The following is a 26,171-nucleotide window of genomic DNA, read 5'->3' on the forward strand; positions in this document are numbered from 1 at the left end:
AGGAACTACTACTTTTAGAAAAACTCCCAACTCATGTTAAATAATAGAGTTGTTGAAAAATTCCATAGTGACGATCAATAAAACTGCTTCAATGGACCGTTTCCATGAAACAGAAACTAAGTGGCGATTCATTTTTCAACAACTCTATTATTTAACAATCAAGTGAAAATTCATTCCCCAGAGAACTTTAAAGAATCCTTAAATTCCAGAACAGAATAACCTTTTCTGCGAAAAAAAGAATCAAAGAACCTGGATTCTGTGAAAAACATTCTAAAACCAAAATCTTATTTATTAGAGTTGTTGAAAAACTCCATAGTACAGATTAACAAAACTACTTCAATCGACCATTTCCATAAAACAGACGGAGAATTTATTTTCAACAATTCTATTTTTAGAATTTTCAAAACTTTATCAATGAATTATAAAAACTTTAAATATCGATAATGTACATTCTGCTTCAAAGCGATATATTTGCACTTAAATTCAAGGAATCTATTCTAGAATTTTTAGCAAAAAATAACACAATTGAGCTTATTTAAAAAATTAAAATATTAAGATCTTCCTTTTTTATGAATTTTTAGAATAAAATCATCTTTTCACCGTTTAACGAATCGTAAGTTCTTACAGATATTCAATCTACAAAATATTTCTAATTTTGTCATTTTTATAAGTCAAAAATCAGTAAATTATAAACTTCCACCCTTATCATTTTAACTCTCTATCAATTTTTTGAAAGAAAAGCAAAAAAATATTATTACAGGTGGAAGGTAATGAAAATAATTCTAATGATCTTTATCAGTTTTCTCTTACTCGGAGAAAATCTATATGCAAATCGAGGAAGAGTAACAGAAAATCCTATAGACGTCTTAGAAAGATCCCCAGAAAATAAAGCCATTTCTGCACAAAGAAAGGTTCAAGTCGGTATGAATCTTCCGTTAAATCGAGCTCTTTTTTTTGGAACTCACAACTCTTACAATAGTAGCGCTTATCGAAGAAACCCATCCAATCAGACTTATACAATTACAGATCAACTTCGTTTAGGAGCTCGTTATCTAGAATTGGAAGTTCATTGGACAAACGGTAGAAGTGGAAATAAAGAACTTCTTCTTTGCCGAGGTAGTAATCCAAACAATCATTCTGGTTGTTATACCTACGATCTTACCCTTGAGGCTGGATTGAATGAAATCAGTCAATGGATTCAAAAACCTGAAAACCAAAAAGAGGTACTGATTCTTTATATCAAAGATCGTTTTGACGGACACGTTTCTGAATTTATGAGTAAAGTTTCTAGCAAACTGGGCTCTTTGTTGTATCGTCATCAATCGAGAAACTGCCTCAATCAATCTCCCAGTGTCATACCAAATTTGGGAGACATGGTGAAAGCCAATGGACGAATTTTTTTAACAAGCAATACCTGCTACAATCAGGAAGTTTCAGATTCATGGGGATATTACTTTAGAAAAGATCCTTTTTCATCATTCAAACCAAGTGGTTTTAAAGGATACCCGGATTGTAACTTCCCAAGAGAAACCTATAAAAGTACTTTAATTCGAGTTTACAACGATTCGATCGCAAGTAATCCGAGTGATAGAGGCGGTTCATTCACAAATAGTAATATTCAATCTATGCTCTCTTGTGAAGTAAACTTATTTGGATTCGATCAATTTAACGCCAATTTTGCAAAACAAGCAGCTTGGTCCTGGGACCCTTCTACCAACCAACCTCTCAATCGAGAAGACCAAGAACATTGCGCACGGATCGCTGAAAACGGAAGATGGTCTACTCATGATTGTAATATGAACCTTAGATTTGCATGTAAGGAAAGAGATACCGGAAATTGGATTGTAACTTCCAATCGCCAAGGCCCCTGGAGAGATGCAAGCAGCGCATGTCTACTGTATTCTCCATCCAATTTAGGTCGTTATCAATTTGCAGCTCCAGCAACTCCTTATGAAAATAAAAAATTACAAGATGTACTAAAATCGAGCGGTAATAACCAAACAGTCTGGATCAATCTGACCAAAGACAATGAAAATAATTGGGCTCCGGATACGACGTTAGACGGATATTTTTCAACTCCTTAAAAAACAAACAAGCCGTTTGTTTCTTACAAAAACGGCTTGTTATACTTTAGAATTATAGAATAGAGTATTTCAAATCTTTATTGTAAAGTGCCGTTTCACATAAGTTCGCTAAAGTCCAATGTAAAAGCGATTCTTATGTTAATGTGAGTTCAACGTAAGGAACCCATGATTTTTAAAAAAGTTGAAATCTGAACTTTGTAGATCGATTCCTTAAATGTGAAAACTATTACAAAACTTAGGTTTGTCTGTAAAATGACGTGAGAACTACCACGATTTTCAAGTCCAGAAGGGGGGGGCAACATTTTGTCTAAAATTGTAGGAACTCATACTTTTAGAAAATTTTTTCTTACGTCCTGCTCACGTTAAAATGGGATTTAAATTTTGATAATGACTGCAAAACAACAATTTTGTGCAAAAATCGAATGGGCAATGATTCTTTTGTATTTTATAGTAACTCCATCAATTTTCAAGATTTAACTGTAAATCCACGATTTGTAAGAGTTCCCACAGATTAAGTCGCATTACAAATTTTTAAACATTTATTTCTTATGAAAAAATCAGGTTTTCATAAAACGAATCTCCCACGTTTATTATGTAGTTCTTGATTAAAATAATCTAAATCTCTATTTTAAGCAAAGATGAAATATTTTTGAGATAAATTCTAGACACTCTTTTTTATAAAGATCCGTAAAGACAGAATTAAAGTTTAAAAAATATTCTAATATTATAATTTACTATTCTGGAAGAAGAATTTTTTCCGTCTCACCAGGAACCGCCGGAAAACGTTCTTGCTTCCATTCCAACTTTGCTTTTTCGATCCTTTCCAAAGAAGTGGATACAAAATTCCACCAAAGATGTCTACGTTCCCGAAATGGAACCCCTCCCAAAAGAATCGAACGACTTCCTTCCTCGGAAGAAAAAGAAATCGTTTCTCCTAAATTGAACACTGCCATATTTCCTTTTTGAATTTTTTGGCCTTGAACTTCTAAACTTCCTCGTGCCACATACAAAGCGGATTCTTGATCGTTAGGTATATTCCATTTTCCTTTTCCTCCCGCCCAGACTTCTAAGTCTGCATAAAAAAGTGTTGAATATACTTTTACAGGAGAACGTTTACCTAAAAATTCTCCTGCGGCCAATCGTAACTCCCAACCTTTTTCCGAAATCACAGGAATTTCATTTCTATCTAGATGAAAAAATTCAGGTTCTACTTCTTCCGATTCTTTAGGCAGAGCTACCCAAGTTTGTATCCCTTCTAAGATAGGATATTGTTGATCCAGTTGAGATCGTTCGCTGTGTGCAATTCCAGAACCTGCTGTCATCCAATTGACTTCATAGGGACGAATTTTCATTTCGGAACCGATACTATCTCGGTGAAGTATAACTCCGTCATAAAGATAGGTGATTGTAGCCAATCCGATATGAGGATGAGAACGAACCGTTAGTTCTTTTCCGGTTTGAATGGGGACAGGTCCCATATGATCCACAAATACAAATGGTCCTACGTGACGTGCCTCTATGGAAGGAAGTATTCTTCGAACCCGGAAATTTTCTCCTAAATCTTTGATTATTCCTGAAATTATTTTCATAAGTTTATTATAAAAAACTAAAATAATTATTTTTTATTAAAAATTATATTAAAAACACCTAATTTTTTACACTCAAACTAGTTTTTGCAATAAAAATTTGTTTGAGCTATAATTCTTTTTGGGTTTTATAGAAGTTTTAATTTTAAAAAGACTTCATATGAATTAGACACAATAAAAAAATAAATTAGAATTCGATTTTAAAAAACAATCGAGTTTTTCTATCGATCTCAACATCATTCCGAATGATGTTTTCTAAGTGACCCGACCGTAATCCAAAGGCTCGCCGCCGTTAAAACAGTTCCCATCCATAAAGGCGCCTCCGGAGAATAAACAGGGGCTCCTTTATCTGTAAAATAAGAAAATAAACCTGCCATCAAAATTGGTCCTAGGATCGCGGTCACGCTCATCAAACTAGTAAGTGCCCCTTGTAGTTCTCCTTGTTCGTTTGGCGGAACCTGAGAAGACATGATTCCCTGGAGGGGAGGCATTGCAATTCCCCCCAAACAATAAGGTATTAAAAATACAAACATCATCCAACTTTGTGTTGCAAGAGCGAATAACGCATATCCCAAACCACTTAAAGCCAAACCCAGATAAATACTTCTATTTTGTCCCAGCGCCGGAAGAATAATCCTGATCAATCCCCCTTGTGTGATTGCATAAACGAGACCTACAACTCCTAGAGAATAACCCACCATCGCCTCGTTCCATTGAAATTTTTCCATCGTATAATAGTTCCAAGTCCCCTGCACGGAGTGAGCCGCCACGTTCATTAGAAAAAATGCAACTACTAATCCTATGATCATTGGATAACGTTTCAAATTGATAAGAGATCCGATCGGATTTGCCTTTTGCCACTCCAATTTTCTTCTATTTTCCGGAGTCAATGACTCAGGCAGAATAAAAAAACCGAACAACCAATTTATAAGTGTTAGTACAGCCGCGGCTAAAAACGGAGCTCTCGAACCATATTGCCCTAGAACACCCCCGATCACTGGTCCTATGATAAACCCAAATCCAAACGCCGCTCCTAAAATTCCAAAATTTTGCGCCCTTTTTTCGGGAGGACTAATATCGGCAATATAAGCGTAGCCAGTTGTAAAACTTGCACCCATAATTCCCGCCAAAACCCTTCCGACAAACAACCAAAAGATGGAAGGTGCAAAGGCTAAAAATAAATAATCCAACGTAAAACCAAAAAGAGACGCGAGTAATACAGGTCTTCTTCCATATCGATCACTCAATCCGCCTACAAACGGTGCACAAACAAATTGTACAAATGAATACGCAAACATCAAAAGCCCGCCATACCACGCGGCTTCGCTCAAAGTTCCATGGGTCAATTCCTGAATGAGTTTCGGTAAAACTGGGATGATAATTCCAAAACCAATCACATCGATCAAAACGGTTACAAAAATAAAACCCAAAGCTGCGGGTCGTCTATGATTCATAACTCCACCCAATGAATTCTAAGTCTTTTGACAACGAAAAAATTATTTCTTGAGTAATCCTAAGAAATTTCATCGAACAGTCAAATCGAACACAGAACAATATCTCTGCTAAAATTTTGATTATCCAAAAAGCCTCGTTTAGATCGTCTTGTAATACCAAAGACAAATCTCATCGTATGTCCTAAAAGAAGATATTAAATTTGAAAGATAAAATTTTAAAATTCGAAAAGAAAGAATTCCATTCTATCTGCAATCAGCTTTTCCAAAAAGACCGAGGGTTACATTCAATTTTTATAAAGCATGGTTATCCTCCTTTTTGGAGTCGCAAACCGAACTTTGAAACTTTAGTCCATATCATCTTAGAACAACAAGTTTCTCTTGCATCCGCAAAGGCGGCCTTAGCAAAACTGAAAAATAAAATTGGCTCCGTAACCGCCCCAAAGATTCTTTTGTTAAGCGACATCGAATTAAGAGAATGTTATTTCAGTAGACAAAAAACCAGTTATGTTCGAGACCTTGCAAAGTTCGTACTTTCCAAACGACTAATACTCCGCAATTTGCCCTCTCAATCAGACCAGAAGATCCGAGAAGATTTGACGGCCGTAAAGGGAATCGGAAATTGGACCGCAGATATTTTTCTAATTATGGCTTTGCATCGTGCAGATATTTTCCCACTCGGAGATTTGGCGGCAGTTCAATCCCTAAAAAAAATCAAAAAATTATCTGCAGATACTTCTCATGATAAAATCCTGTCTCTTTCTAAATCTTGGAAACCTTTTCGCTCAATCGCCACTATGTTGCTTTGGCATTCCTACATTCGAGAAAATAATATTAAATTTTGATTTTACTTTCTCCAAGAAGATAAAAAATTTTTCAATTTGTTTGTTCCGGATTGATTATATCCTTCTATTTTTAAAAGAATTTCCCGTTTCGAATTTAAAATGAAAACTGCAGGTAAGCCTACAATTTTAATTTGTTTATAGCTAGACGATAATGGATCTACGAACGTTTCCGCGTTATTTGATAGATTTAGTAAATTTGAATATTCTTTTCCGATTTGAAAATCATCTCCTACAAATACGATCCAAAAAAATACTTTCCATTTCCCGGTCGCCTCTATGTTTGTTTTTTTTACAAGATCTAATAGAATCGGAACTTGTTCTTTACAAGGTTTACATTGAGAGCCAGTAAAATTAAGTATCAAAATGTCTTTTTCAGAAAAGTTTTTTAAAAAATCGGAAAGAACAATCCTTTCTTCCATAAGATTATAAAACGCAAAATTATCCAAAGATTCTGAAAGAGTTGCACCTAATGGTAAAATAAAAATTAAGAAGAGATATTGCTTATAGAAAATTTTACAAAAAATTACGTTACCACTTTCTTTTTCTTGATTTTTGTTCATTCGTTTTAGTTTCCCAAATTCTAATCCTTCCATTGGAAAAGATTGTAAATACTATTTTTAAAACTTTAAATAATTGTTTACTTTTCGGTTTACTTCAGCTCTTATATTGTATTGATATTAAAAATTTTTGAAAGGAATCAAACGGCGTTTTGATATATACTCGTTAGGATCATTTTGATGCGATTCGGTTACCTTTTACTTCTTTTTTTACTCTGGTTTCCTATCAGAGTTTTTGCACAGAGCATACATTCTAAAATTTATATTCATAAATTGTCAATGGAAGGTAATCTAAACTCCGGTTTGGAAAACAGATTTCGAAATGGAATTATCAATTCTATTCTTAGAAACTTTGAAGGTAAATATACAATTGTAGATGACGATTCTCTATCAATTCTTTTGAAACAAGTGGAAACTCTTCAAAAGATGGATTGTTCGGATGAAATTTGTATGAAACAGATTGCGGATGCCATAGATGCCAACGAAGTAATTTCTGGTATAATCTCTTCCCAAAACGGTCTTGTCTACGTATCTTTACGAAATCAAATTAGAGATTCAAAAAATCTAAACTACTCTATCAAGTCCACGTTTCAAATGGAATTTCCAGAATTTCTTTTAGACTACTACGCTGGAGAATCTGGTAAAAAACTTTTAGACCTCCAATACAATTTCGATCCTCATAAAGTTCCCACTTCTACCAACGGAAATTTAAGCGTAACATTTTTAAAAATCAAACCAGTTCCCGGAACCAATCTTAATTCTATGGAATTTAAGACCTCCGATAAAATTTTAGCTGGAGTTTTAGAAGAAATCAAAGAAGAACTAGATAAGGCGGCCCAACACAGTCGTTCCAAAGAATATGCTGAATCTACCGAGATCTACAATCGTATCTTAAACGCGTTTAACGAACGACTTTCGTCCGAGTCTTTGAAAAAGTTAGAACCGTTTGTTCGAGAAATTCAAACAAGTATTACAAATAATTATAATTTAGAATATAAGGAAAAGATAAACAATCTGGATCGTAACCTTTTCGATTCGAACCCGGAAGATTTGGAAAAACGTCTTTCCGACTATCATTCTCTTTTAAAGGAATACTCTTCTCAGGTCCCTGAAAAATACAGACAACTCCAAATTCTACAAAGTATTCAGGAAAGAAAAGAAAAAGTAGAACTTGCTCTATTTTCTTTAATGGAAAAAGAAGCAGATAAGGCTTATTCTCAGTTTGATTTTTCTCTTTCTTCTAAATTATATTCAAATATTCTAAAAGAACTTACAGAAAAAACAGACGGAGCTTATAAATCGTTTAGAGAAACGATCGAAAAAAAAGCTGAAACTTCTGAAAAAACAGGGCGTTCTCATTTATCCAATCGTTTGGAAACGACCTATCTTATCATCGAAAGAGAGTTTACAGCGGAAGCCTTGGCAGATACGGAAGATGAAAAAGAATCTCATCAAAATAAAATTCACGAAACATTTCGGGAAGGGATCTTAACTCTTGCAAAATCTGAATTTACCAGCCTAACTCAAATCGATAGGATCAAAAAAGAAATCAAACGAGTGAATCAAAAACTAAAAGTTCCTATTTCTTTTCAAGTTCAATTGAATTCACTTTTGCACGAAGGTTTAGAAACTAAAAATCCTACTCAAATTGTAAATAGTCATCTACTCGGAGCGGACTGGGAAAGTAAAACAGGTCTTTTTTGGGGTTCCGCTAAATCTAAACTCAAAGAAATTTTAGAAAGTACGGTTCAAGCCGGAAATTCAAATCGAGAATTAAAAAAACTTTTCACTATTCATTTCGAAAACGAAACGATTCAATTAAAAGATTCTAAAAAAGAAATTTCTAATATTCAAAAATTTAATTCAGATAAAAAAAAGATTAAAAAATCTTTATCTCAAAAAGAAATTTTTTGGGAATCTTCAAGCGGCAGTTATAATTGGTATCAAGCAAACCAAATTTGTAATTCCAGAGATCTTAGACTTCCGACCATTGAAGAATTAGAAGACTCGTATGAAAGTGGCGAAACAGAATCCTGGATTGAAAATAATTCCGACAAAAGGTATTGGTCTTCCACAATTTCTGTCGGTGAAAACGGCGCCTATAACTTGGATGTATTTAAAGGTGAAATCCGTTGGGATCATCTTAGCAATTACGCCGGAGTTCGTTGTCTAAAGTAATTGTAAGTTGTTTTTGGACTTGTTTTTTCGCAAATCCCTTATTTACATTTTGGGTTATTCAGTTCCTACTCTTAGGTCACTTTTCGAATGTAAATTCGCGAAATAAGTCTAGGATTTTTTTAAAATAATAGTTTTCCGCACTTTTATAGTTGTGGTAGTTCCTGCAATTATGTTGTATAAAAACTTTTTAATGTTCTAATGATAATTTCCTATTAGGTTTTTATAGTTTTTTACCGTAAAACTTTGAAATTGTGGGAACTATTACAAATTCCAGATTTTACCGTAAAACTTTGAAACTGTGGGAACTATTACTTTTAGAATTTTTTTTCAGTGAACTCACGTTAAAATGAGATTTAAATTTTGATGATGACCGCAAAACAACAGTTTTGTGCAGAGGACAATGATTCTTTTTGTAGTAGTTTCACATCTCTATTTTTTTACGAAAAAATTGACCGACGTCCTGCTCACGTTAAATCAATAACCCAATTTATGAAACATTTCGTTTACTATCTTCGCGCCCTGGCAATTGAGATGAATCTGATCCGAATAATATTCAGGTTTCATAAACTGTTTTTCAAACTTCAATACTTTTAAACGTGGATATTTTATTTTGAGGGGTTCAAAGGCACTCCAAAATTTCGAAAAATATCCAGTCGGTTCGATATATTCCGGAAAAGGCATTACAATATAATAAACGTCTATGTTTTGAGTTTCGGCGTATTTAAGAAAATCCTCAAACGCGCTAAAATCAAAAACAGGCTCCGTCTCGTAAGGAGCGAGAGTTTCGTCTTTCAGTTTTTCCCGACTCATCTGATAAAGTATTGCGTGTTGAGGTTTAATTCTATCGGAGATATTCAATCCTCCGTTTTGAAAATTCAGTTTTTCCGCAATCCATCGATTGTCCCTAAAATTACTTTCAGGCGGCATACAACTGGGAATATACAGTTCTTCACATCCACAATTTAATTTCATGGTCGCTTCTGCGGTTTTATAATTTTCATAAGAAAACACATTCAAAAGCGCTTTACGATACCGATATGTAGAAAATAAGTTCGGAACCGAAGAGGACAATACGTAAACCAATTCAGGCCCTTTATATTGTTGGAACATTTCCCCTATAGAAAACAAATGAAGAATCCTATGAGAGAAAAATTTCCAGTTGATTTCGGATGCAGTTTTTCTAATATTTCCCGAAACTCCATCCATTACAAAATTTTTATACGTCAAACCAGCAAAAAATCGATTTTTCAAATATTCTAAAAGACTTATATTCGGCTGAACGTATTTTACGAGACTTGAGTCCACAATCGGATCTCCGTAACCTGCGGAGATCAACCCAGGACTGGAAGCGAATAGTATAAATTCCGGTTTTCGATTTCCCGCGTCTAGATACTTCTTTAAATAATAAGAATAATACCTTGCTCCCATTGCAGGTAAGCTAAAATTATAAACTTTTGATTCTTGGGAAGGCACCAGAGACATACTTCTGGAATCTCCAAATACAAGCCCTTTGTAGTCCAAAACTCCGGATTCCATCTTTTTTCGTACGTTATTGACTAAAAAAACTTCCGTATGTTCATAAAAGTAAATCTCCGTAAATCTGGCGATGAGTTCCACCAAAACCAAAATTACTAATAAGATTATTACTACCTTATTTTTAAAAAGCGAAGTAAATGACATTTTTACCAAACACACCTTTTAAAACTATACAATAAAAGAAAAATAAATACGTAAGAACTCGTACTACTACAGGTTTTTCGAATATAAAAAAAGCTGAATTATTTTTATAATGAAAATAGTCCCATACCAAAAGTGGTCCGATTAACTTTAAAATCTCCGTAAGATAATTGGAAACGCTGATTTGATCGTTCGGACCTTTTAGAACGAAAAAATTTTCCACGATGTTAGTAAATAATATCTTTACGTGATTTCCATCATAACTTCTAAAAAATATAGAAGACATGGCAAACATGAACATGGTAAAAAAACAAGACCAAAAGAAAAATCCCTTTGTGAAAAAAGAGTTATTTAAAAAAGGAAATCTAAATTTTACGAAAATCTTAAGCTTTTCAAAAGGTTCTCTAAAAATCATATAAAGCACGATATAAAGCCCACAACAAAGACCCCAAAGTGCAAAATTCCAACTGGCGCCGTGCCAAATTCCGGAAAGTCCAAATATTAAAAACAAATTTCTATAGTTATAAAATTTACTGACCTTACTTCCGCCTAACGGTATATAGACGTAGTCCGTAAACCAACGATTGAGAGTAATGTGCCACCTTCGGAAAAGTTCTCTAAAATTTACGCTAAATTCCGGAGTGATAAAATTCTCACTGAGATGAAAGCCTAAAAGAAAAGCACAACCTCTTGCGATATAAGAATATCCGGCAAAGTCGCAATAAATCTGAAAGATAAACGCGCATAACGCAAGAACTGTGTGAATTGCGGAATGTCCTCCCGCAAGTTCCGGATTGGATTTATAAAGTCCGGAGTTTTCGAGCAAAACTAAATCCGCAAGTTCCGCGAGATTATCCGCCACGTAGGTTTTCATATAATAACCCACTAGAATCAAAAGACAACCCTTGTAAAAAAGATCCAAATCTATCTTTCTATCCTTTTTGATTTGAGGAAGAAGGTCCCCCGCCCTTTCGATCGGTCCCGCGACTAATTGCGGAAAAAAACAAACAAAAAGACAAAAGTCCATCAGATTGGTTTCTGCCTTGAGTTTACGGAAATATACGTCGATCACGTAAGAAAGAGTTTGGAATGTAAAAAAACTGATTCCCACTGGAAGTATAATTTGAAGAAATATATCGTCTCTAAAAAGTGTAGAATCCTGTGCACCTAAAAACAACGCCGAGGTTTTTAGAATCGAACTTAAATTTTCTATAAAAAAATTATAATATTTGAAAAAACCTAACATTCCCATATCAATTACAACAGCCAAAAACAAAAGACGACCACTGATCGACTCTTTTTGTTCCATAAGAAGAGCGATGTAAAAGTTGGAAACGGATACAAATACAATTAGGATCAAAAAGATCCAATCCCACCATCCGTAAAATGCATAAGAAGCAATGAGTAAAAATAAATTCTGAATCTTTCTAGAAATTTTTCTAACGGCAAAAAAATAACAAACTGCTAATACAATTAAAAAGAAATAAATAAAAACAGCCGAGTTGAAAATCATCTTTGATAGACCGATTTAAAAAAACGGCACTCCTTTTAGAGTTCGATTCTCTTGGCGTCCCGCCAGAGCCTATCTAAATTATAATATTCTCTTTTTTCCGGAGTCATAATATGAACGATAATTTCTCCAAAATCTAAAAGAGTCCAACCGGAAGTAGCAGACGTTCCGGTTTTATCTGCTTCTTTATGCGAAAGTTTATATTCTTTTAATGTTTTTCTGATTTCTCTTGCAACCGCATTGGCTTGAACTGCAGAGTTGACCGTACAAATGACAAAATAACTCAGATAACTGTTTACACTTTCAAGATTTAAAATGCTTACTTCTTCGCATTTTTTATCCGCCATTATATCTCGTATGATCCGAAGAATTTCTTCGGTAGTAGGGTTTTGTTTATGAGTAGAATTCATGAATTTTTATTTTCTAGGTTCGTAATCTGAGCCTACTACAACCGTAGTATCTAAACCCAAATCTTTTCTGAGCACGTGATGAACTTCAGCTTTTTCTAATACGGTTGAAATACGATCCATGATCGCTGTATTACCAGAACGATCAATTACCACAGTTTTAGGAAATCCTTTTTTCCAAGCGTTATCCGCCGCAAGCACTTTGATCCTTTTATCGGAAAGAATTCCACGAACGTCTTTTGCAAGTCCGGCTACTTCGGTTCCGTTTAACACTTCTGTCCTTGCAAATTCTGCATCCGTAAAAACATCAGAGTTCATATCCTTTGAAAATTTACGAAAAGCAACCCTGGCTCTTGCAATATCAGTTTTTAGATAGAGTTTTTTCGTCTTAGGATCGTTCATCGGTTCACCCGGAAGTTCCGAAATTCCGAATTGAATTCTTCTGGAATTGATAAACTTAATCAAACTCAAAAAATCTTCTTTAGAAAGATCGGATTCAATCAAGCTATGTGCAAAAACCAGAAGGGTTGTAGTTAAAAATTCTTTTTTTTGAGAAAGAGTTTCATAAAGAGTAAGCACCACACTTTCTTGGCGACTGATTCTTTCTAAATAATCCAAGGTTTCTTTTTTATCTATCTTACTCGTATAATCGTATACATCCTGTCCGGACATAGTATAAACCCCGGGCTCTCGATTGTACTCCGAAGAACTACGAACAGTTTTATTATCCGTATAAACGTCTAAACCGCCTAAAAGATCCACGATTCGAATCCATTGAGAAGAAGAAATGGAAATCGTATAATTAGGCTTTGTGTCGATCAAATCTGTGATCGCACTTTTGACCGAAGACTTGGCTCCAGATTTGAGAAGATCCAAAGAATCATCCGGATCGTCAAACGACGTGATCGGGTGAATGAAGTATAACGCACAACGATTGTTAGACGGAAAGAGAGTCGCCAAAAGACCAAACTCATATTCCCCAGAATCGTTCACCGCATGAAATAAAAAATAGATCGGTTTACCAGCTGCAATTTTTTCTTCCAGTCCGGTTCGATTGAATTTACCGATTAAAAAAATAAGAGCTGAAAATAATAGAATTCCGGCTGCTATATAAAGCAACCAACCAGATTTTTTTTTTGCAGATTCTTTAGATTCCAAACTTGCGCCCCGATTCCATTCCAATCTGCAAAACCCGTCTGTCAAACGGTTATTTTAGTTTGTCTTTCGTTTCAAAAATCATCACGTCGATTACAATTCTAGATTCTAACAAATCGATTTGGGTTGTCTTCAAAAATCAAAATTGTTTTTTAAACAATGCGATCTGATTTTTTAAAGTTTTATTCAGGTTTAAAAAGTAAAAGTAAGCAGATTTACAACTTCAAAAAACGTTTCACTTGATCCACTTTGTTGGAATCCTTTTTAGTATTTTCTAAAAAATATTCCAACTGCCACTTCTGAGTCTTTTTGGCCTGCTGATTGTAAGTAACATCCCAAGAAGGGTAAACCCTAAATCCTAACTTCCCTTCTTTATTTCCATTTAAAATTCCCTGCTGAAGTAAAACATCTTTTGTAAATATAAACTGTCCTGTACGATTTTGATTGTAAACATATATGATAAAGTAATCGGTCTCGTCTTGAATATCATAAGGCTGGATTTGGCCTTGACTGTTCCGCTTCCATAGAGTTACAAATTGCCCTACTTTTTTAGGTGTGATTTTTGCCACACGAAAAATGATTTTCCATTCCCCCAATTCAAAACTACAAGCCCCATAATCGGAACCTTCCTTTTCTAAAACCAGATTTTCTATTAAAACACCGCAGGGCTTTAATACATTTTTTTGAAAGTTGTCTAAAATTTCGATCAATTCTAATTTCATTTTGATTCTGAATCACGAATGTCCAAAACTCAATGCATTTTATTTCGATAAAGTACATTTTTAATTAGGAAGAATACCTTTTATAAAAATTCGCTTACACGTAAATTCAAAATTGTTCCGTAAGGATGAGTAATATCTCCTAAAAGTATATATAAAATTTATAAAGTTCTAAAGTATTATCCATTCTAAAAAATCGGATTGAAAGTTTATTAAAAAATAAACTACTTTTCACACAATTCTTTGAGAGACTTCAAAGCCTTAGGCCACATCTCTTCGAACATGGTTTTATATTCTTCGATCGTTTGCATTTCTACAATCAGCTTTATTTTTCCATTGGATTCGTCCTGAAACGTATAATTTTCAAAAGCGGGGGTCCATTTTTTTACTTCCTCGCTTTCCGTATCTACAACTCCACCAGATATGAAACCTATGTGTTCTATGGAAATAAATCGATATGGTACGTTTTCCCGAATGATAGCATACATTCCTTGTAACTTTCCATCATCATCCTGAGATAAAAAGCGCATTTCACTTCCTTTTTCCCAACTTCCTTCGAAATAAGAACCTTCATGAAACTCTTTGGTCCAAATTCTATAACTCGAATCTTCCAACATTTTATGCCAAACGACTTTTACGTCTGCGTCGATTAAAATCGAAAAACGAATGGTTTCCATACATCACTCCATAGATTCAAAAAATTTTTTAGTATCTCATAGGACTTTTATAAACTTATAAATGACAATCTTAAAATCAAATTTTTATATAAGACTTTCACCACAACAGATACATTGAATAAAAATTAATTTTAAAATCAATTACTGTATTTTTTTATAAGAATATTATAAATTTATACTTTCTAAAAACCCATAAACATTCTGTATTTGCAAAATCTTCATTACTCAATTTTTATAGGAATCAGTAATTGAGTTGTTGAAAAAATCCATATTTACAAACGTTTTTATCCATTTGTTTTAATGAAAAAGCAAAAGAAAATTAATTTTTCAATAACTCTAATCTAAGTTCAGAAGACTTAATTTTATAAGATCAACAATGTATTACAACTTTGATTGTTTTCAGATCTTATAGTTAAGTTCTCAGAGTTTGACTTTCAAACCTCTAATAATTTCGCTTCTGTTATATTTCCTTTTTCAAATGCGATTGTATACGGTGTTTGTCCTTCGGAACTGATCAATTTTTTATCCGCTCCTTTTTTTAAAAGTAACCGTATAATATCCTCGCTTCCGGATCGACTTGCGGCGATGTGCAAAGGTGTAATTTCTCCCGGATTTTGAAACGAGTTCGGATCTGCTCCTTTTTCTAAAAGAAGTTCCACGATTTCTTTTTTTCCGGTCGCTACCGCGGAATGTAATGCAGTATTTCCATAAGACAACTTACTTTTAGAAGTAAGACTAAGATCAGCCCCTGAGAATATTAAGAATTTTGCAATTTCTAAATGACCGAAGTAAGAGGCGAGATGTAACGCGGACCATCCGTCTGTAGATAGGGAATTGACCACATCCGTTGATTTGGAAATTATTTTTTTTGTCTCTTCTAAATCACCCAAGGCTACGGCTTCGAAAAGATTTCTACTAGGACTGATTTCATAGATCTGTTTAGAAATATCTAATTTTCCGTAATAAAGAGAAAATAGAACGGGGGTGATCCCCTCTTCGGTTAAACTTTGAAAAAGGTTAGGATCTCTTTTTAATAGTCCGATCACTTTCGCTTTTTGGCCGCTTGCTATTGCCTGAAAAATTTCCTGCATAGATCACCCTTTCTTTTTTGAAAGAGGATTAGATTCGTTTTTGGAAAAAATTCAAGTGAATTCTTACAACTTACATTCAACGTGGCTAAAAAACTGTGGAAAAAATTTATTTCGAATATCTACGATTACCTTTTCTAAAAGAATCGAATTTGTTTTTATAAAATTTAATTTTCGAGAAAAATAAAACGGTTCGATTTCGCCTAATTCGTATTCCATTCAATTGAAAGTATATAATGTAATTTTTTGAATCTTCGATCAATTGTAATAGTTCCCACAATTTTCAAAGTTTAACCGTAAATCCATGATTTGTAGTAGTTCCCACAATTTTCAGAGTTTAACCATAAATCCATGATTTGTAAGAGTTCCCACAAAAAATTTTTGCATTGCAGAATTCTCACACTTTCCAATTTACTCAAGGACTTATCATAAAGTACCCGTATTTTGATTTAAAATAAGGTTTTATAATGAGAACTTACGACACTCAATTTTATTGGATCAGTAAGACAAATCTCATAATGAATGTACGTTCGGCCATAATTCTGAAAAAAAAGTTGGATCTCAAGTTTATAGGATTGATTCTTAAAATGTGGGAACTAACACAACGTAGGTTTGTCTGTAAAATGATGTGAGAACTAACACCAAATTACAATTTTACGAAAAAATTTCAAAAGTGTAGGAACTCATACTTTTAAAAAATTTTTACTCGCGCCGAACTCACTTTAAAATGGGATTTAAATTTTGATGATGGCCGCAAAACAGCGGTTTTGTGCAGAAATCTGATTGGACAATAATTCTTTTTGTATTAGTTCCCACAATTTTCAAAGTTTAACTGTAGATCCACGATTTGTGAGAGTTCCCACATCTATTTTTTACGAAAAAATTGACCTATTACGTCCTGTTCACGTTAATTCTATAGAGATGAGTAAACCTCTTATAAATAGTAGACGTAGATTTTTTAAAACTATACTACTTTAGATTTTCAATCTATTTTAATTCTATAATATCATAGGGTTGAAGATCGACCGAAATCGGAGTGGGAGTCAACAACTGGTTCCCTTTTTCGGTATCGAACATAGTCACTCCAGGTTGCTGAAACTGAGTATTTCCCACATATAAAATTTGATCCGACGCCAATAGAACACTGGAAAGACTCGCGTCGTAACTTGTAGGAATCGTAAGTAAGGTGGAAATTTTTTCTCCCGTATTCGGATTGAATACTTGTAAGGTTTTAGTAAAACCGGAATCCAATACGGCTACATAACCCATCGTGTCCGATTTGATCTGAACAGAAAGTATATCTCCTCCTGCAACCGTCTCCGAATATAAAAATCTAGAAATAAACGTTCGAGTTGATAACTGAAACGCACTCACTCCTCCGTCAATCTGACTTTGAAAACCCATTCTAGCTGGAGTTGCAATTACAAGATGAGGTTCTCCGAAAAGTTCCACAAGTTGCGGTTTTCCGACCGGATTAGAACTTGGGAAAGTATAAGTTCCGACCACTTGATCAGTAGAAATATTTAGTTCCAACAAAATAGAATTCGTGTTAGGCGGAAAATATCCGGATGGATCATTTCGATCTAATCTTTGTAAACATACAAAAAGCGAATCCCCTACTATTTTTAATCCGCTCATTTCGGGAATTCCGTCCGGAGAAGCTCCTAAAGAAAAAGATTCCGCATAACTTACTAAATCGATAAAACCAGTGATTGTCATATAGGTCGGATCTACGATCATCAATCGATTAGATCCGTATAAACTCACATAAGCTTTGGACGCACTTGCAAATTCCATATCCACAGGATTGACTTTGGAACCTAGTGAAAGTTCAGAAGTGGTGATAAATCCGTAATTCGGGTCCAATACCTGAATACTATCCCGATTCAATCGATTTAATACATATACTTTACCATTTCCAAATCGGGCGACCGCATCCGAATGGATAGGAGTTAATCCGGGATAAGCGTAAAAAAAAGTCGGATTGATCACTTTAAATCGCCCTCCTCCTCCAAAGTCGGTGGTAACCACTCCTATGTTTCCAGGTAAATTTTGAATCAGAAGCAGACTTAAAAAAGAAGGCCTTTCAATATCTCTGCAAAATACATTCAAAAAAAAGAATAAAATAAAAACCTTAAATTTTGTCCTCATTTTAAAATCTCATACTCAGCGTTGTGTACCAACTTCTTCCAGGCAAAGGATAACCAATCAAATCGGATATTCTTTTATCCGTAAAATTTTTGACTTCAAAGGTTAAAAGAATCTCTCTCGTTATCTCCTTTGAATTTGCGTTCACATCAGAATCTTTCAATTCAGAATCAATCACCCAAGTGAAAAAATAATTCCAGATCTGTCTTTCCGGAATATAATTGATGTACTCGTTGGTTCTATCTCTGAACACGGCTCCTATATACAACAATTCTATTCCGGTTTCCAGTTTTTTTCCTTTCCAAGAAAACGTGCTGGAAAATTCGTGTCTGGGTCTTAAAGGAAGTATTTTTCCATGTAAATATGGAGAAGAAGAAGTATTAATCGCTTCCTGATACGTATAGTTGAATAAAAATTTAATTCCGTATTTCCAATCTTCTCTATGAGAAAATTCTAATCCTCTAATTTTAGCGGAATCCACATTTTCCGGTCTAAGTGTAAACTGGGAATTGGGAAGAAACAAAATCATATCTCTCATGTCCTTTGTAAAATAAGAGATACTCGTTTTTGTTTTTAGAAATGAATGATTTGTTTTATATATAAAACCCCCGTCTCCGTTTTCGCTTTGTTCTGGTTTCAAATTAGGATTTGCAACAATACTTCCCTGTTCTCCAAACATTTCTAAAAAAGAAGGAATTCTATATTGTTTGGATACGTTCGCTTGAAACTGAACATCCCAACTTTCTTTTTCAAATATCTTCCAAACAAAACCTAATTTAGGATTTGTGAATGTAGTTTTTTTTAGATCACTCGCAAACGGATCCTGTCTTCGATACCAGGGTTCTTCGGAAGGAAAACGATCCTTATAGTGATCCCAGGTCACTGAGGGTATCAAAAGTATTTTCGAGTTCCAAAAACGGATTTCGTCTTCCAGACGAAAAGAAGAATAAGTTCTTTCTTTTTTAGGTTCTACCCTTCCTACTACGTTAGAAGAGGTTAACCTCTCCCGATCGAAGGATTCTTTTTCCAAGGACACAAACCCTCTCAAGATCTGATGATAGTCAGTTAAATACAAAGTAGGCATGATCTGAAAACCGGCTTGTCTAATTTCCGCTCTGGAATTCGGAGTTCCTTTAGAAAATTCAGAAAGAGGATCGTAAAGATCATCTCTAGCCGCCGTATAAAAACTTCTGGTTTCTAATCGAAAGGAATCGACAAACAACCCTTTAGTGTCTGTGGCAAAAGAGCCCGTATTTCGATCGTATTTTCTATGCACACGATCGGCTTGATTAGATCCAGGTCCGGGAAGTCCATGAATTCTATGATTGAAATCGTTTAAAAATTTCAGCTCTGTTTTTCCGATTTGGTATTTTAAAGATCCAAATAAAGCAGCTCTTTCAAAGGCCGCATTTTTTCTTCTATCAATTGTATCGTCTAACGTGTTCAAAACGACGGTTCCGTGATCGTTTTTATAAGAAAAATTCTGGTCAGATTTTTCACCTAACACTAAAAAACTGGTTCCTATTCCTTTATAGTTTCCAGCATGAGAAACACTCGCCTTTCCAGTGTTAAATGATCCTCCGCCTAAATTGATTCTAGTTTTAGGTTTCCCCGAATCCTTTTTGGTCACCAGATTGACAGAACCTCCGATCGCAGATCCGGAAAAACCGATCGGATTTCCGGATCTATATACTTCCACACTTTCTAAACTATCAAAGGGAAGATCCGCGAGATTTACTTCTCCTCCTTGTGAATTGTTCAAAGGAATTCCGTCTAAATAAATCCTAGACTGATTTGGATTTGTACCACGAATAGAAAGTGTAGAATACGATCCTAATCCTCCGAAAGACCGAACCCTAAGTCCTGCCTCTCTCTCCAATACCTCTGGTAATGACGTATAACGCGCAGAGGTTTCGTCTAACTGAATTGCGGTCTGAAATCCGCTCGGATTGGAACGGAAATTTTGGGAACCGGCATCGACCGGTTTTCCGACCACATTGACGGTTTCGGCCTTTTGAACCGTCCCCGTTTTTGTAACAGGAACTATATTTGGAGTACGATCCTGAGCGGCTAAATTTCTACCTAATACGAGGAAAAATAGAGTTACAGAATATTTTAAAATTTGAATATATTGATTTGATCCCATTTTATTTGGGGCAAGGGATCGAAAAATCGGTAATTCCCATTGGGAATATAGTAAACGTGGGCCTATTTTTCAAACCCGACCTTAACTCCCGAAAGTCCCATAAGTTTGTATTTTAACTCGTTAGGTCTTCTGGCTTTCGTCGACTTTGCACCTTCCCGTGAAAATCACAGTGGTATTGTTGCAAAGCCTCTTACGACGATTACAGCTGCGGGTTCAGCTCCGGACTCGAACCGGATTCCCTTCCTCTCGTAAAGAGGACGAACAAGTTTCCGTTCCAGGTTTTCGAAGACTGGTTGGAGGAGCAAGAGAATTCTGCGAAACGGTATCAAAGATTTACGGGCAATATGCCATGAATTTGCATATTGCAAGATTTATAATTTCTGATTGTTTAAGAAAATTCCCGTAAAATATATTCATTCAAAAATGAACCAAACATTTCGGAAGCAACTTTCGAATTCGCTTTTTCTCATAAACAGAAAGAGGATTAGAAATCAAATTCAAATCCTTCATATTTTGAAGCTTTCCTATCTCTTTGGGAAGTGTTGTAAGTTTATTACCTTCTAGATCGAGCACTTTTAAATTCTGAAGTTGACCGATTTCTTTCGGTAGAGTTGTAAGCGAATTATACTTCAAATCCAGTTCCTCTAAATTTTGAAGATCGCCGATCCATTCCGGAAGAAAAATAAAAGTGCCATGATTATAAGACAAATTCAGCGCTTTCAAATTTTGTAACCGGCCAATATTTTTTGGAAGCGTTATCAGAAGATTTGCCTCTAAACTTAATTCCTTTAAATTCTGAAGTTGACCGATTTCTTCAGGAAGAGTGGAAAGATGATTTCTATACAAGAAAAGACTTTGTAAATTATGCAGCTGCCCGATTTCGTTTGGAAGAGTTGTAAGCGAGTTTGCAAACAGATACAACGTCGTTAAATTTTTTAAATTTGCGATTTGTCTCGGAAGATTTTTGATCATCTGATCGTTTAAATTTAAAACATGAACATCGGAAGGATTTTGAAGAGCTTCCGCTAAATTTGTATAAACTTTCTCTTCGATCTTTTCATTTTGCGGTTCGACGTCCCTGTAGAAAATACAAAAAAGTAAAAGATACATTCCAACTTTTTTTAAACGAATTAATTTTGCATAAAAGTCCATCAGACGCCCGGAAGAATCGTACCATCGCCCGAGATCTTTGGACCCTTGCCCGGAAAATCTTCCTTGGTAAGTTTTTTCATCAAATCGATTGTTTTCTTTTCTGGATCGTATTCTGGAATCGAAGCGGAATCCAGTTGTAACGGTATGATCTTTCCTTTTACAAACTTTCCTTGAGAATCTACTTCTACTTCAAGAACAAGAGAATAACCTACGATCCCTCTCGAAGATAAGGCTCTATAACCCATAAAGTTTCCAAGTGAATAAGCGATCAATCTTCCCTTATATAATTCCATTGCGCGCACTAAATGAGGACCGTGACCGATCACTAAGTCGGCACCTGCATCTATCAATGAGTGACTGAACTCGACTAAGTTGCCTCTATATTCTCCGTAAAAACGTTCCATCTGATTTTTTACGTGAAGAGCGGGGCCCCCTTCCGCACCTCCGTGAAAGGATATAAAAACGAGTTGCGCCTTTTTCTTCGCTTCTTTGACCAGTGCTACTCCTTCTCCGATTTCATTTACGTTGTTATGCGATTTTAAATGCGAAAACCCAATCCAAGCTACGGAAATATCTTTCACATTCATATATGTAATCATTCCCTTCTTTCCGGTATAATGAATTCCCACGTCTGAAAGATTTTTTTGAGTATCCACAAACCCTTGTTCGTGAAAATCCAAAGAATGATTATTAGCGATACTTAATATATCAAATCCTACTTCCTTTAAAACCTTAGCGTAAGAAGGAGGTGTTCTAAAAGCAAAAATCATTTTTCTAGAAGTATCCTTGGAAGTACTCGGATAATTGGTGAGGGTACTTTCAAAATTTCCGAAAAGTATATCCGCACCCTTTAAATAACTTTCCACCTTTCCAAATAAAAACGATCTAGGGTCTTGTATGTTCAAAGGTTGTGGAAAATTCGTTCCAGGAACCATATCACCCACTGCTTTGATTTTAATCGTCTTAGAGTCTCCTAAAAGCCCAAATGAAGAAAGAAATAAAACGGATAAAATGAATATTTGTCTCATGCCATTTCATGAGTTTCAATCGAATGCCGACCGTAAAGCAGAATTTCTATCAAAAGAATTTCAACCCTACCCGATAAAATAATAGAATGGAAAAAATCCCTTGTAACACTTGTGGCTCATCAGAATTCAAACCTCTCTTTTCCAAATCCAATCATAAGAACGAACTATTTCACATCGTTCAATGTGTACATTGCTCTCTTGTTCAAGTGAGCCCTCAACCTTCTCCAAAAGAAGTAGCTTCTTATTATTCGGAAGAATATTTTTTAAAAAGAAGTGATAGAGGTTATGATAATTATTTTTCGGAAGGAATCAGAAACGAAATTTCCAGAGTATTCGGCCTTAACTTAAAAGATTTAGATTTCCAAACTTGGGAAAAATCTCTCCCTTCCGCCAAACGCTGTTTAGACGTAGGTTGTGCCGCCGGCTATTTTGTAGACTATATGCAAAGTAGAGGATGGGATTCCTACGGAATAGACATTGCCCAAACCCCCGTAAAATTTGCCCGAGAACGACTCAAACTCAAAGTGGAACAAGTAGACTTTTTAGAATGGAAACCAACTAACGCAGATCAATTTGACCTAATTACACTTTGGGCTTCGATTGAACATCTTCACAAACCAAAAGAAACATTAGAAAAAATTTATACACATCTTAAACCGGGAGGCAGAGTGATTCTTTCCACTTGTAGATGGGGAATTTTAGCAAAACTACAAGGACCGTTGTGGAGATATCTAAACGTTCCAGAACATCTATACTACTATTCTCTTCCCGGAATTGTAAAACTCTGCCGTTCTCTCGGTTTCCAAAAGAAAAAACACGTCACTTACGGAAGCGGACTTACCTCAAAAAAGAATTCTTCTCTATTTTATAAAATCTTTAAGTATTTTGCAGATCCTACTGTAAAATTTTTAGACCAAGGTGATATGATGGCTATTTGTTTTTTTAAATAACTTAAATTCTGGATAACAAATCAAAAACGTTTTTCGTTTTTTTAAAAATAAAAAAGGTTGTGCTCCAAGATTTACTCAAGGTTATATAATAAAATTTGACATTGAAGCGGTGTTTTGCGATAAAAATTAACAGTATTCAATTTTATAGAGTTCAGTAGAACAAACCCTAACACAAAAAATTAGGCGCTTAGGATGATCAGTTTGATCTTTCTGATCGAATAGAATTTAGATTTCATAAAAATCGGTTTTTCTAAAATACGTTCTGCAAAACGAAATCATTCGTGGCATATCCATAACAAGATCAAAATTTCCCGGGTCCATCTTTCAAAAAATAAAATCAAACCGGTATAACTCTACTTTACAAATCATCGATAAATTTTAATAAAGCCGTAAAAAAATTACGAATTCAAGCGAATATAAAAGAAATTTTTTCCAGATAAAGTTTCGTCCAATTATTTCAGAAAAACCTAAAGTGTAAGCCTTCAAAAAATACAATAAATCAAAAATGGCCACTTTGAATTTTTTCGTAGAGTAAAATTTAAATCTTAGAACAAACCGTAAATTTGAGCCTTATCAATCAATAAGTATACAGAGTCAACTTTAACGGCTCGTTTGTTGGAAAAATTTGGGCTTTGAAATAAATAGAATTTTTTCTTACAATTCCTTATTTTTAAGAAAAAAAGATTCAAAAAAAGGAAAGTAGTTTCAAGTATATCAAGAAATTAGAATCCGATTTTTCGCACAGAAAAGAATGGATGCAGATCGGCATATTCTTTAAACTCGCATTTTAGGGTTTAGATTTCCTTGAATGAAAAAATTTCCAATATTAGACATTTGGGGTATTTCCTTTGAAAAATAAAATTGAAAAGAATATCGTCTACGGATTAATCGTAATTCTTTTTCTAAACCTCATCATGACCGGATCTGCATATTATACCCTACAACAATCTTTAGAACTTAGAAAATGGGAAACACATACTCAAGAAGTACTTTTAAATTTGGAAGAAACCCTTTCTTCTTTTAGGGAAACTCATTCCGCTTTAAGGGCTTATATTTTATATCGAGATAAAGAACTAATAGATTCTTATTTCAAAAACAAAAGGATAGTTTTAGAAAAGATTCAAGAACTGAAAGAAAAAACGACCGATAACCCCGTTGAGCAACAAAGGATTTTGGTTGTAGAATCCAACTTGAGCGAAAAGTTTTCTTTTATGGAAAACATACTTTTAATCAAAAAATACAAATCTCTTCAGGATTATATTAAATCGTATCGTTCTCCTAATGGATACACTTTATCCGAAAAAATCAAATTTCTACTTCAAGAAATCAAAGATGAAGAACTTAGACTTCTAAATATACGAAAACACAATTCTAAAATTAACATGACCATATCGGTCACTCTTCTTTTTTCCGGAATTGCACTGAATCTTTCCTTCATTCTTTTACAGAACTGGCTCATCTATAAAGAAAGTCAGCGTAGGCTAAAAATGGAAGAAGCATTGGAAAAATCCAATCAAAACCTCAAACTCTATTTGGAACAATTAGAAAGATCGAATAGAGATTTAGAAGCTTTTTCTTATTCGGTTTCTCACGACCTTCGTTCTCCTATTCGAGGAATATTAGGATTTTCTAAAATACTACTTGAAGATCACGAAGCGGAACTCGGAGAAGACAGTCGTAGAATTGTAAACATCATCATTCGAAACTCCGAAAACATGGGGAAACTCATAGACGATCTTTTGGAATATTCAAGGCTGGGAAGAAGAGAACCCATGTTCTCCATCGTAAACATGAAAGTTTTGGTGGAAAAAGTGATCGAGGAGGTGACAAACTATTATCCGGATATGAAAGCAGAAGTTTCCGTGGCAGAACTTCCTTACGCTAATGCAGATACAAATCTTCTCAAACAACTTTTATTCAATCTAATTTCCAACGCTTTTAAATATTCACAAAAAAAAGAAATTCCTAAAATCGAAGTCGGATCGTATCAAAACGGAGAAGAAACCGTCTTCTTTGTAAAAGACAATGGAGCAGGATTCGATATGAAGTATCAGCATAAATTATTCAATATATTTCAAAGATTACATCACGCGGACCAATTTGAAGGAACCGGAGTCGGACTCGCCATCGTCAAAAGGGTAATAGAAAGACACAACGGTAGGGTTTGGGGAAAAAGTAATCTGAACGAAGGCGCTTGTTTTTATTTTACGTTAGGAGTAAATGATAAAAATGTATAATCCTCGGGATGAATTGATAGAAATTTTATATGCGGAAGACAACCCTCAGGATTCCGAACTGACTCTAAGAAGTTTAAAAAAACATAATCTTACAGATCAAGTCAAACACGTACGGGACGGAGAAGAGGCTTTGGAATATTTATACGCAACCGGACGTTACGCAGATCGAGATAAAACACGAGTACCTTCCCTTATTCTTTTGGATTTAAAAATGCCTAAAGTGGACGGTATCGAAGTATTAAGAAGAGTAAGAAACGAAGAAAATACAAAGATGCTTCCGGTAGTTATACTCACTTCTTCCGCCGAAGAAAAGGATATTATAGAAAGTTATAAGTTAGGGGTAAATAGTTACGTAGTTAAACCGTTTGAATTTGACAAATTTGGAGAAGTAGCCGGTAAAATCGGATTTTATTGGGTTTTAATAAACCAAAGTGTAGGTCGTATTTGAATCGTTCGATCTCAAATATTAAGCTTAAGTTTTTAAAAAATATTTTATATATTAAATATTATAAAATTTAAATATTATAAAATATATAAATCCATCTTTTTTGTTTTAGAAACCTATGTAAACCAAAA

The 26,171-nt window shown here is 34.6% G+C and carries 20 protein-coding genes and 1 riboswitch; of the genes, 6 read left to right on the forward strand and 14 right to left on the reverse strand.

Translation table 11 applies throughout. The features are described from left to right. Positions 1–770: 770 nt before the first annotated feature. On the forward strand, positions 771–2,084 hold the full coding sequence (locus LEP1GSC059_RS11025; protein WP_017215734.1) for a phosphoinositide-specific phospholipase C-related protein: 1,314 nt from the start codon (positions 771–773) through the stop codon (positions 2,082–2,084). A gap of 734 nt (positions 2,085–2,818) precedes the next feature. On the opposite strand, the gene LEP1GSC059_RS11030 is transcribed toward LEP1GSC059_RS11025, so the two are convergent. After that, positions 2,819–3,673, reverse strand: coding sequence for a pirin family protein (locus LEP1GSC059_RS11030; RefSeq protein ID WP_017215735.1), 855 nt, complete (start codon positions 3,671–3,673; stop codon positions 2,819–2,821). 233 nt (positions 3,674–3,906) lie between these two features. Beyond that, positions 3,907–5,124: a TCR/Tet family MFS transporter gene (locus LEP1GSC059_RS11035; protein WP_017215736.1), complete on the reverse strand. Its 1,218-nt coding sequence runs from the start codon at positions 5,122–5,124 to the stop codon at positions 3,907–3,909. Positions 5,125–5,324: 200 nt separating this feature from the next. Here LEP1GSC059_RS11035 and LEP1GSC059_RS11040 point away from each other — a divergent pair, with 200 nt between their 5' ends. Then, positions 5,325–5,966 (forward strand): DNA-3-methyladenine glycosylase family protein, encoded by a 642-nt coding sequence (locus LEP1GSC059_RS11040; RefSeq protein ID WP_017215737.1) that lies wholly within the window; start codon positions 5,325–5,327, stop codon positions 5,964–5,966. A gap of 2 nt (positions 5,967–5,968) precedes the next feature. Here LEP1GSC059_RS11040 and LEP1GSC059_RS11045 read toward each other — a convergent pair whose 3' ends face one another. Then, entirely contained in the window at positions 5,969–6,526 is a 558-nt protein-coding gene (locus LEP1GSC059_RS11045; RefSeq protein ID WP_002177218.1) for a TlpA family protein disulfide reductase, read from the reverse strand. A gap of 177 nt (positions 6,527–6,703) precedes the next feature. On the opposite strand from LEP1GSC059_RS11045, the gene LEP1GSC059_RS11050 reads away from it, so the two are divergent. Next, positions 6,704–8,701, forward strand: coding sequence for a hypothetical protein (locus tag LEP1GSC059_RS11050; RefSeq protein ID WP_020980837.1), 1,998 nt, complete (start codon positions 6,704–6,706; stop codon positions 8,699–8,701). Positions 8,702–9,175: 474 nt separating this feature from the next. Here the strand turns inward: LEP1GSC059_RS11050 and LEP1GSC059_RS11055 are convergent, their stop codons facing one another. The 11 genes from LEP1GSC059_RS11055 to LEP1GSC059_RS11105 all read right to left on the reverse strand — a co-directional run bounded on the left by LEP1GSC059_RS11055 (position 9,176) and on the right by LEP1GSC059_RS11105 (position 22,408). Then, positions 9,176–10,381 (reverse strand): hypothetical protein, encoded by a 1,206-nt coding sequence (locus tag LEP1GSC059_RS11055; RefSeq protein WP_002177205.1) that lies wholly within the window; start codon positions 10,379–10,381, stop codon positions 9,176–9,178. Then, positions 10,359–11,891, reverse strand: coding sequence for an MBOAT family O-acyltransferase (locus LEP1GSC059_RS11060; protein WP_017215741.1), 1,533 nt, complete (start codon positions 11,889–11,891; stop codon positions 10,359–10,361). Before LEP1GSC059_RS11060 ends, LEP1GSC059_RS11055 begins: the two co-directional genes overlap by 23 nt. 35 nt (positions 11,892–11,926) lie before the next feature. Beyond that, positions 11,927–12,298 carry a ribosome silencing factor gene (gene rsfS / locus LEP1GSC059_RS11065; protein WP_002149230.1) on the reverse strand — a complete coding sequence of 124 codons (372 nt, stop codon included), beginning with the start codon at positions 12,296–12,298 and terminating at the stop codon, positions 11,927–11,929. A gap of 6 nt (positions 12,299–12,304) precedes the next feature. Beyond that, positions 12,305–13,477: an LCP family protein gene (locus tag LEP1GSC059_RS11070; protein WP_002177230.1), complete on the reverse strand. Its 1,173-nt coding sequence runs from the start codon at positions 13,475–13,477 to the stop codon at positions 12,305–12,307. Positions 13,478–13,665: 188 nt separating this feature from the next. Continuing rightward, positions 13,666–14,172: a MepB family protein gene (locus tag LEP1GSC059_RS11075; RefSeq protein ID WP_017215743.1), complete on the reverse strand. Its 507-nt coding sequence runs from the start codon at positions 14,170–14,172 to the stop codon at positions 13,666–13,668. A 221-nt stretch (positions 14,173–14,393) separates the two neighbouring features. Then, positions 14,394–14,846, reverse strand: coding sequence for an SRPBCC domain-containing protein (locus LEP1GSC059_RS11080; RefSeq protein WP_020980757.1), 453 nt, complete (start codon positions 14,844–14,846; stop codon positions 14,394–14,396). Between the two features lie 434 nt (positions 14,847–15,280). Next, the gene (locus tag LEP1GSC059_RS11085) at positions 15,281–15,937 is read right to left on the reverse strand and encodes an ankyrin repeat domain-containing protein (RefSeq protein ID WP_002177177.1); all 657 of its coding nucleotides are present in this window, start codon (positions 15,935–15,937) and stop codon (positions 15,281–15,283) included. 984 nt (positions 15,938–16,921) lie between these two features. After that, a complete protein-coding gene (locus LEP1GSC059_RS11090) occupies positions 16,922–18,085 on the reverse strand; it encodes a YncE family protein (RefSeq protein WP_002177214.1) in 1,164 nt (387 codons plus the stop codon). Position 18,086: 1 nt separating this feature from the next. After that, complete coding sequence (locus LEP1GSC059_RS11095) at positions 18,087–20,228, reverse strand: TonB-dependent receptor plug domain-containing protein (protein ID WP_020980763.1); 2,142 nt, start codon at positions 20,226–20,228, stop codon at positions 18,087–18,089. Between the two features lie 102 nt (positions 20,229–20,330). Continuing rightward, positions 20,331–20,509: riboswitch (cobalamin riboswitch) on the reverse strand. 136 nt (positions 20,510–20,645) lie between these two features. Further along, positions 20,646–21,380 carry a leucine-rich repeat domain-containing protein gene (locus tag LEP1GSC059_RS11100; protein WP_017215745.1) on the reverse strand — a complete coding sequence of 245 codons (735 nt, stop codon included), beginning with the start codon at positions 21,378–21,380 and terminating at the stop codon, positions 20,646–20,648. Beyond that, positions 21,380–22,408: a CapA family protein gene (locus tag LEP1GSC059_RS11105; RefSeq protein ID WP_002177231.1), complete on the reverse strand. Its 1,029-nt coding sequence runs from the start codon at positions 22,406–22,408 to the stop codon at positions 21,380–21,382. The genes LEP1GSC059_RS11100 and LEP1GSC059_RS11105 overlap by 1 nt, the downstream gene beginning before the upstream one ends. 86 nt (positions 22,409–22,494) lie before the next feature. Here LEP1GSC059_RS11105 and LEP1GSC059_RS11110 point away from each other — a divergent pair, with 86 nt between their 5' ends. The 3 genes from LEP1GSC059_RS11110 to LEP1GSC059_RS11120 all read left to right on the forward strand — a co-directional run bounded on the left by LEP1GSC059_RS11110 (position 22,495) and on the right by LEP1GSC059_RS11120 (position 26,043). Continuing rightward, positions 22,495–23,358: a class I SAM-dependent methyltransferase gene (locus tag LEP1GSC059_RS11110; RefSeq protein WP_002177219.1), complete on the forward strand. Its 864-nt coding sequence runs from the start codon at positions 22,495–22,497 to the stop codon at positions 23,356–23,358. Between the two features lie 848 nt (positions 23,359–24,206). Next, positions 24,207–25,595 (forward strand): sensor histidine kinase, encoded by a 1,389-nt coding sequence (locus LEP1GSC059_RS11115; RefSeq protein ID WP_002177144.1) that lies wholly within the window; start codon positions 24,207–24,209, stop codon positions 25,593–25,595. Beyond that, the gene (locus tag LEP1GSC059_RS11120; RefSeq protein WP_002177202.1) at positions 25,588–26,043 is read left to right on the forward strand and encodes a response regulator; all 456 of its coding nucleotides are present in this window, start codon (positions 25,588–25,590) and stop codon (positions 26,041–26,043) included. Before LEP1GSC059_RS11115 ends, LEP1GSC059_RS11120 begins: the two co-directional genes overlap by 8 nt. Positions 26,044–26,171: the final 128 nt, after the last annotated feature.

The organism is Leptospira noguchii serovar Panama str. CZ214, assembly GCF_000306255.2.
Lineage (GTDB): Bacteria > Spirochaetota > Leptospiria > Leptospirales > Leptospiraceae > Leptospira > Leptospira noguchii.